Here is an 8,672-nt window from a genome sequence, read left to right as displayed (position 1 = left end):
ATCGCGCTGTCGTTGCTGGTGAGGAAGCCCAGCACGCCGTTGCGCGTCTCCTCCATCATCCGCGCGGTCGCCTCCGCGTCGGCGCCGGCGCCGGCCAGCCGCTCGTTCATCGTCGAGCGCAGGTCGCTGGTCAGCTTGCCAATCACCAGCAGCACCAGCGCGGAGAACATGCTGTAGAGCCCGAGCAGCACCACCGTGCGACCACTGCGCACGGCCCGGCGGAACTCGGCGCCCCAGATGACCAGGGTTTCTTTCAGTCCGTCCAAAGTGTGGGTGACCCTATCGGACTTGCACACCCCACCGCCAAGTTTCTGACAGGAGCGGCAACCAGGCGGACAGGGAACCGTCCGTGGACAGCGAGCCTCCAGCCGGTAGGATTCGCCTGCTGCTCCCGCCCCCTCAGCCCCCACTCGCGCCGCACATGACGATTCGCCGCCGCCTCCTGTCCGCCGCAGCGCTGCTCCCCCTCGCTCTGCTCCTGGGGGCCCAAGAACCGGTGCGGGGCGATGCCTTGCCCGAGGCCTCGGCCGCCCCTGACTCCGGCGTGGTGGTTCCTGGCTCCAGTCAGACGGCGCTCCCAGGGACGGGCCCGCTCGTGGCTGGCTCCGGAGCCGAAGGAGCCGGAGGGGCCGAGGACGCTGGCGGTGACCCGGGCGCCTATGCGGGCGGTGGCGGTACCGCGACGTCCCTGACTCACGTGGGTGGGGAGGACGGTGGGACGAGCCCCGAGGCCGACGCGGTGGCTGCCGCGGCGGTGCAGGGTGGACCGGACGCGGGGCTGACCACGCTGGTGATGGTGCCGGGCCTGGTGCCTCCCGCGCCGGTGCCCTCGCGACTGACGGCTCCGCCCATGGCGAAGCTCCAGACGATGCCTCGCGCCGCGGACCTGCTGGCCCGCGCGAAGCTGCAGGGCGAGCGGCTGGTGGTGAAGGAGAAGGATGGCCACACGCGCGCGCTCACCGTGGACCCGGTGCTCCAGGCCTCGCTGACGAAGATCCTCCGTGACTACGAGACGCCGTATGGCGCCGTCGTGGTGCTGGAGCCCTCGACGGGGCGCGTGCTGGCGCTCGCGGAGCACTCGCAGGCGCAGCCGGAGCTGCGGGGGCTGCCGTACCGCGCGGTGTTCCCCGCTGCGAGCATCTTCAAGATCGTCACCGGCAGCGCGCTGCTGGAGGCCGGTGTCTCGCCGACGATGGAGGAGTGCTTCCACGGGGGCAAGCGACGGCTCACCGAGAAGCACCTGGAGGACAGCGAGCGCGATGGGGCCTGCTATTCGCTGGCGCTCGCGATGGGCAAGAGCGCCAACGTCATCTTCGCCAAGCTGACGCAGAAGCACCTCACCGCGGATACCCTGCGCCGCATGGCCGCGCGCTTCCGCTTCAACCGCGAGATTGATTTCGTGGTGCCCACGGACGTGTCGCTCGCCGCCGTGCCGGAGGATGGCTTTGCCCTGGCCAACACGGGCGCTGGCTTCGGGGACGTCTACCTGTCGCCGCTCCACGGCGCGCTGCTGGCCTCGGTGGCCGCCAATGATGGACGCTGGGTGGACCCCGTGCTGGTGGAGCCGGAGCAGGGCTCGCTCTTGCCTCCCGAGGGCGAGCGCGTGCTGACCTCCGAGGCGGCCAAGGCGTTGACGGACATGCTGGAGGAGACCGTCACGCACGGCACCGCGCGCGGCATCTTCCGGGAGCGCAACTTCCGCGTGGACAGCGCGGTGGGCAAGACGGGCACGCTCGCGGACCGCAATCCCTTTCGGGACTACTCGTGGTTCGTGGGCTTCGCGCCCCGGGACAATCCGCGCGTCGCCGTGGCCGCGCTCGTGGTCAATGATCCGAAGTGGCGCATCCGTGGCACCTGGCTGGGACGCGAGGCGCTGCGGCTCGGGCTGGAGCGCGTGCCAGCGACAGTGGAGCTGACCGCGCCGGCCTCGGCCGCGGGCAAGCACTGAGCGGGGGGAGGCTCGACGCTGCCTAGCGCGCGGTGAGCTTCACCAACCCCATGTCCACGAAGCCGTGGAAGAACTTCAGCGCGTCCAGCTCCTGCAGCGGACACACGTTGACGATGGCGGCGATGTCGCGACGGCCGTCGACGCGTGAGAGCAGGTAGCGCTCGGGCGCGGTGAGCTGGAGCGTCTTCAGGTGTGAGGGCGCCACCTGGAGCGCCGGCACCTTCGACGCATCCATCAACTCCCGGCGCAGCTCCTTCAGCAGCTTCTCCTGGGCCGTCTTCAACAGCGCCGCCGAGCGGGGCGACGGGGACATCTCGTGCGCCTGTCGCGCCAGGGCCTCGCCGTCGCGCACGTTGCCCGCGTCGATGAAGAGCTGCGCCGCCTGGAGCACCTCGTCCGACGACGACTCCGAGCCGATGACGCCCGTGTCCTCCAGCTTCTCCTCTTCCACCACCGCGGACGTGACGGGCACCGGGGCCTCGTCCGACACCTTCACCGCGTCCAGGCGATAGAGCGCGTACAGCCGCTGGTAGAGGAAGAAGTCCGTGGCGTGGAGTGCCCGGGCCAGCCCGTCGATGCTCAGGCCGTCCTGGATGAGCTGGACGATTCGCTCGTCCATGCTGCCGGGCTTGCGGTCGGGCAGCTTGCGTTCATCCACCGACAGTCGCACCCCGCCCGAGGGGAACACCGCGCGGATGGCCTCCCACGCCGTCTCCCGGAACTCGCCCTCGCGGTGGATGTCCATCAGGTCCACCTCGATATCGAGGCCGGCGATCTCCGGGGCCGTGTCCGACGCCTCGAAGGTGAACTCGCCTTCCCGCCAATGGAAGGCATCCAACATCATCTCCCGGAACTTGTGACTCAGCGTCGAGCGCGCCGTCGCCTCCGTCACCACCCCCGTCGTCACCAGCACCTTGCCCAGGAAGACCCGCGTCTGGGCCTGCGTGCCGAACGCCTTCTCGAGCTGGGCCTCCGTCACATGCCCCATGGTGATGAGGAATTGACCGAAGTACTCCCGATGCTGATTGGAGCTGGCGCAAATCACCTGGCCATCGCGGAGGACCCATTGCTTGCGGACCTCTCCACGCTCCACCTTCAGCGAGCCAGTGGCTCGACGGTTCCCGAGGTGGACGACGAGGTCCTTGAGGGGCATCGTCGGTAAGTCACCAGTCAGACCTCGCATCGACCGTCCATCCTGCCCGCCATGAGAGTCGAGATCTACTCGAAACCCAAATGCTCCCTCTGCGACAAGGCCGCCGACGTCGTGGACGCCGTCCGCGCTCGCATCCCCTTCGAGCTGAGGCTCATCTCCATCCTGGAGGACCCTGCGCTCTTCGAGCGGTGGCGCTACGACATCCCCGTGATCGTCATCAACGACGTGCCTGCCTTCAAGCACCACGTCACGGAGGCCGAGCTGGAGGCCCGGTTGCGTGAGGTCCAAGGTGGCATGTCCATTGCTAAAACCGATGCCCAGAATGGGTAGCCGAGTGCCCTTCCCTAGGAAATCCGGGGGGATGAAGAGAGTAGGGAGGGGCTGGGGACTGTAATTCCGGGCACGTGCCGGGGGAGTGGTGGAGAAAATTCTGGTGGGGAGGCTGACGTGGTGGGCGTGAGGCGCAAGCGGGTGGGGAAGGCGGCGCAGCCGCCCACCGTGCTGCTCATCGAGCCGCGGGCGGACGACCTGGAGCGGACCCGGACGCTCCTCGGGGAGGCTGGCTTCCGGGTGGTACCGGTGACTCGCTTCGATGCGGCGGTGCCGCTGTTCGAGGTCATCCGCCCGGACGCGGTGCTGCTGGCGGTGCAGGCGCCGGACTATGGCGCCGTGCAGGTGGCGAGGAGGCTGCGGCAGATCAGCCGGGGCACCGTGCCGTTGCTCTACATGGTGGACCCTCACGACGTGGGGGCCTACCAGCACTGTCTGGAGAAGGGGCAGTGCGTGGACGTGGTGCCACGCTCGGGCAGCGGTTCGGAGCTGGCGGTGAAGCTGCACGCGCAGCTGCGCCTGAAGGCGGCCGTCCTGAGGGCGGCTTCAGGTGAGGAAGAGGACACGGCGCTGGCGCTGCATGACCCGGTGACGGGCCTGTACAACAAACCCTTCCTGCTCTCGCTGCTGGGGCTGGAGGTGCGCCGGTGCGAGCGGTATGGCGGGAGCTTCTCCGTGATCTCCGCGGAGGTCGGGGGATGGAGCGCGATGCGCAAGGAGTACGGGCGCGGCATGGCGGAGCGTCTGCTGGTGTACAGCGCGGTGGTGCTGGGGCAGACGGTGCGGGAAGCGGACGCGGTGGCCCGGGTGGGCGACTGCCAGTTCGCGCTGATGTTGCCGGGGACTCCGGCGGAGGCGGTGCCGGTGATGCTGTCGCGGGTGGCCGCGCGCTTCGAGTCGGCGCGTTTCCAGGTGGATGGTCGGGTGGTGCGCACCACGTTGGAGCTGGGGGCGGTGAGCTTCCCGGACACCGTGGGGACGCCTCAGCAGCTTTTGAACGCGGCGCAGCAAGACATGCGGCGCACGCGTGAGTTTCGTCGGATGACCGGGTCCATGGCCCGGCTCTCGGTGTGAGGATGGGCGGAGGTTCGATGCAGAGGGCGAGCGGAGGCGAGGGGATGGATCGGATCGCGGTGCTGGTGGTGGATGACGAGGAGTCGGTTCGCACCTTCCTGTCCGAGTTGCTCGGCAGCGCGGGCTATCAAGTGCGCTGCGCTGGGAGTGGCGCGCAGGCGCTGGAGATGCTCGCGGGGGGCTCGTTCGACGCGGTGTTGCTCGATGTCGTGATGCCGGAAATGAGTGGCCTGGAGGTGCTTCGTCGCTACCGGGCCCAGGGGGGTAATGCCCCCGTGGTCGTCCTCAGCGGCCTGACGGGCGCGGATGACGCCGTGCGCGCCATGAAGATGGGCGCCACCGACTATCTGTCGAAGCCCCTGGGCAATGACGAGCTGCAGGACGCACTGGCCCGGGCTCTGGGCACGCGCGTGCCGGATCGTCAGGTCGTGGCTCAACCCCTGGCGCCGCGTCCGGCGGCGGACCCGGCGGGAGATGCCCGGGTGCTCATCTCCTCGTCTCCGTCCATGCGACGGGCACGGGCGCTGGTGGAGCGCATCGCGAACGAGAACGTCCCGGTGCTGCTGCTGGGCGAGTCTGGCACGGGCAAGGAGGTCATCGCGCGGGAGATCCATGCGCGCAGCCAGCGACGTGGCCGGCCTTTCATCAAGGTGAACTGCGCGGCGCTTCCCGGCGAGCTGCTGGAGAGTGAGCTGTTCGGCCACGAGCGCGGCGCCTTCACGGGCGCCACGGCGGAGAAGCCCGGCAAGTTCGAGCTGGCGGACCAGGGCACCATCTTCCTGGATGAGATTGGCGAGATGGCCATCCGCCTCCAGGCCAAGCTGCTCCAGGTGCTCCAGGACGAGGAGTTCTTCCGCGTCGGTGGCAAGAAGAGCGTCCGCGTGGACAGCCGCGTGGTGGTGGCGACGAACCGCGACCTCGAGAAGGAGATCGCGCTCGGCAACTTCCGCGAGGACCTCTACTACCGCCTCAACGTGGTGGCCATCCGCCTGCCGCCCCTGCGCGAGCGGCGCGAGGACGTGGTGCCGCTGACGGACCACTTCCTCAAGAAGTACGGCCGCCAGTACATCTCCGGAATCGCGGAGCTGCCCACCGAGGTGCTCCAGGCCTTCGCGGACTACGACTGGCCGGGCAACGTGCGCGAGCTGGAGAACATGGTGCGCCGGCTGTGCGTGCTGAAGGACCCGACGCTCGTGCTCGACGAGCTCAACGCGCCGGGCCGCACTCCGGCGAGCGCGCCGCACCTGCCCACGTCGTACGCCGGTGACGACAGCGGCTACAACCACCGCGCGGTGGAGGAGCACGTTCGCGCGCCTCCGTCCTCGTCCGTGCAGGTGCTGGAGATGCCCTCGCGCAGCGTGTCTCCCACGACGGCGGCGGCACACACCCAGGCTCATGCGGCCGCGATGATGGAGCCGATGAACTCCGTGATTCCGGCGCCGCGCTACATCAATCCGTTCGACGTGCCGCAGCCTCCTCCTCCGCCTCCTCCGGCCGGGGAGCCGTCGCTGAAGGACATCGGCAAGCGCGCGGCGATGCTGGCCGAGCGCGAGGCCATCCTCGCCATGCTCCAGCGCACCGCGTGGAACAAGCGCCGCGCGGCCGGCAAGCTGCGCATCAGCTACAAGGCGCTGCTCTACAAAATCAAGGAGTGCGGAATCATCGACCCGCGCTCCAGCGCGGAGCTGTAGGCCCGACGTCACGGCTTGCCATCGCCCCCCGGCTTTCGCTATCGCGGGGGGCATGACAACACCTCTCGTCCTTCTGGGCTCTGGTTACACGCTGACGCGTCTCGCGGTGGCGCAGGCGCAGGCGGGACGCGAGGTCCTCGCGTCCACCCGCGACACCGCCCGCCGCGAGGAGCTGACACGCGCGGGCGCCCGCGTCGCCTCGCTGGAGGACGCACTCCTCCAGACGCAGGGCGCGCACGTCATCGTCTCCGTTCCTCCCGAGGCGGGGCTCGACGGCGCCATCGCCAGCGCGCTCTCGGCCCGGCCTCCCGCGCGGCTCGTCTACCTGTCCTCCACCGGCGTCTACGGCAGCGCGCGAGGCGAGGTGGACGAGGAGACGCCGGTGGATGTCACCTGGCCCTCGTCACTTCCTCGGCTGGAGGCGGAGTCCCGCTACCTGCCGCTCGGCGCCATGGTGCTGCGCATCGCGGGCATCTACGGCCCCGGACGCGGTGCCCACTCGCGCCTGCTGTCCGGCAACCTGCGCCTGCCGGAGAAGGGAGGGCGCATCTCCCGCGTGCATGTGGACGACCTGGGCGCGGCCATCCTCGCCGCGCTGGAGCAGGGCTCGCCCGGAGCGCTGTATTGCGTGGCGGATGACAGGGCCGCTCCGCTGGAGGAGACCGTGACCTGGTTGGCGCATCGGCTGGCCATGTCGGTTCCGCCGCGTGTGCCCCTGGAGACGCTGCACGAGTCCCTGCGGGGTGACAGGGCCATCTCCAACGCGCGGCTCAAGGAGCTGGGCTGGCTGCCTCGCTACCCGGACTTCACCGTGGGCTTCGCCGCCGTGCTGAAGGAGGAGGGGCGCACGAGCGGGGAGGGCGACATCGTCATCCGCCCGGTGTTTCCCGACGAGGCGGAGGCCTTCCGGGCGATGCGGCTGCGCTCGCTGACGGAGCACCCGGAGGCCTTCGGGTCCTCGTTCGAGGAGGAGTCCGAGTTCGCGGTGGAGGTGTTTCGCGGGCGGCTCGCGTCGACGGATTCGCAGCGGGTGCTGGGCGCCTACGACGGGACGCGGCTGGTGGCCGTGGTGGGGGTGCGCCGGGAGCCTCGTCGCAAGTCCGCGCACAAGGCCTTCGTCTGGGGCATGTACGTGGCCGAGGAGGCGCGCTCGCGCGGTGTCGGCCGGCGATTGCTCGTCGCCATCCTCGCGGAGGGCCGCAAGCTCCCGGGCGTCGAGCAGCTCCTGTTGGCCGTCGTCTCCGGCAACGCCGCCGCCCACACCCTGTACCGGTCCCTCGGCTTCCAGACGTATGGCGTGGAGCCTCGCGCCCTGAAGATTGGAGGGGCTTACGTCGACGAGGAGCTGATGGTCCTCACGCTCTGAGTAGACTGGGGCCATGTCTTCTCGCGTGGTATCGACCGCCTTCTGGCTCGTGGCCGTATTGCCGGTGGCGGCCGGCACGGTGGCCATGGACTACTTCGCCCTGTCCACCGCGGGCCTCCAGGCGTGGTCGGCGAGTTGGCCGTCCGTGCAGGGCACCATCACCCGGAGCGAGGTGGAGACGGTGCGCTCGAACAAGAGCACCACCTATCGCCCGAAGCTGGCCTACACCTACTCCGTCGACGGGCAGCCCCATGAGGGCAGCAAGTACCGCTGGTCCTCCTGGAGCGCGGGGGCCCCCGAGCACGTGGAGGCGCTGGTGACGCGCTACTCCGTGGGGTCCAGCATCCCCGTGTACTACCGTCCCGCGAAGCCCTCGGAGGCGGTGTTGCAGCCGGGCATGGGGAACGCGGAGCTGTTCCTGCTCATGATTCTCCTGCCCTTCAATCTGACAACGCTCTGTCTCGGGGTCCTGGTGGCGCGCATCTGGCTGCCGAAGCCGCCGCTCTTGTCCACCTTCGTCTGGGAGGACGGCAGCGAGTGCGTGAGGCTCACCGGGATGGAGACCGCTGTCTGGGTGCTGCTTGCCTTGGGGGGCTCCGCCGTCGCGTGTGGCGTGCTCGGAGGAGTCCTCGGGGCATATGACGCACCGCTGGCCGTGGGGGTGGGGGCCTGGGGAGTCATCATCGCCTGCGGTGTGCTCACCAGCAGGATGTCGCGCGCCCGGCGCGAGTCCGGGCGCTACGATCTGCGCCTCCACACCCAGGCGCGAAGGCTCTCCCTGCCGGCCATCTCCGGACGGAAGCACCGGCTCGACCTCCGGTGGCGCGACGTGCGGTCGCTCCGCGTAGACCCGCCGGTTCGCGGGAACCAGCGGGGAAGCGAAAACCGCTACCCTCTGACGCTCGAACACGTCACCGCCGATGGCGAATCGCGCCGGGAAACCATCACCCATTTCTCGCGCAAGGAGCAGGCAGACGCGCTCGCACATTGGCTGCGAACGCACCTCGAGGTTGGCGAGGCGGCTCCGAAGATGACTCTCCCTTCCGCCTCGCGAGGAGTGGGCGTGCGCTAGCGAAAGCCGCGAGTCCGAGCCAACCCCAGGCGTACATC

General features: G+C 69.5%; 7 protein-coding genes and 1 pseudogene. 6 read left to right on the top strand and 2 right to left on the bottom strand.

Annotated elements, in window-relative coordinates:
* Positions 1 to 266: pseudogene (locus tag ACN469_RS10550) on the bottom strand (ABC transporter permease); the annotation flags it as partial.
* 155 nt (positions 267 to 421) lie between these two features.
* On the opposite strand from ACN469_RS10550, the gene ACN469_RS10545 reads away from it, so the two are divergent.
* On the top strand, positions 422 to 1,948 hold the full coding sequence (locus ACN469_RS10545) for a penicillin-binding transpeptidase domain-containing protein (RefSeq protein WP_498766709.1): 1,527 nt from the start codon (positions 422 to 424) through the stop codon (positions 1,946 to 1,948).
* A gap of 22 nt (positions 1,949 to 1,970) precedes the next feature.
* On the opposite strand, the gene ACN469_RS10540 is transcribed toward ACN469_RS10545, so the two are convergent.
* The gene (locus ACN469_RS10540; protein WP_498766707.1) at positions 1,971 to 3,131 is read right to left on the bottom strand and encodes a DUF4388 domain-containing protein; all 1,161 of its coding nucleotides are present in this window, start codon (positions 3,129 to 3,131) and stop codon (positions 1,971 to 1,973) included.
* 21 nt (positions 3,132 to 3,152) lie between these two features.
* On the opposite strand from ACN469_RS10540, the gene ACN469_RS10535 reads away from it, so the two are divergent.
* The 5 genes from ACN469_RS10535 to ACN469_RS10515 all read left to right on the top strand — a co-directional run bounded on the left by ACN469_RS10535 (position 3,153) and on the right by ACN469_RS10515 (position 8,634).
* Positions 3,153 to 3,431: a glutaredoxin family protein gene (locus ACN469_RS10535; RefSeq protein WP_498766705.1), complete on the top strand. Its 279-nt coding sequence runs from the start codon at positions 3,153 to 3,155 to the stop codon at positions 3,429 to 3,431.
* A gap of 120 nt (positions 3,432 to 3,551) precedes the next feature.
* Positions 3,552 to 4,505: a GGDEF domain-containing protein gene (locus ACN469_RS10530; RefSeq protein WP_498766730.1), complete on the top strand. Its 954-nt coding sequence runs from the start codon at positions 3,552 to 3,554 to the stop codon at positions 4,503 to 4,505.
* Positions 4,506 to 4,549: 44 nt separating this feature from the next.
* Positions 4,550 to 6,196 (top strand): sigma 54-interacting transcriptional regulator, encoded by a 1,647-nt coding sequence (locus ACN469_RS10525; RefSeq protein ID WP_498766703.1) that lies wholly within the window; start codon positions 4,550 to 4,552, stop codon positions 6,194 to 6,196.
* Positions 6,197 to 6,248: 52 nt separating this feature from the next.
* A complete protein-coding gene (locus ACN469_RS10520) occupies positions 6,249 to 7,562 on the top strand; it encodes a GNAT family N-acetyltransferase (RefSeq protein ID WP_498766701.1) in 1,314 nt (437 codons plus the stop codon).
* A gap of 13 nt (positions 7,563 to 7,575) precedes the next feature.
* Positions 7,576 to 8,634, top strand: coding sequence for a DUF3592 domain-containing protein (locus tag ACN469_RS10515; RefSeq protein ID WP_498766699.1), 1,059 nt, complete (start codon positions 7,576 to 7,578; stop codon positions 8,632 to 8,634).
* Positions 8,635 to 8,672: the final 38 nt, after the last annotated feature.

The organism is Corallococcus terminator, assembly GCF_049194865.1.
In the GTDB taxonomy this organism is placed as follows: Bacteria; Myxococcota; Myxococcia; order Myxococcales; family Myxococcaceae; genus Myxococcus; species Myxococcus terminator_A.
Note: the sequence above shows the minus strand (reverse complement) of the source record. Positions and strands in the feature narration are given on the sequence as shown.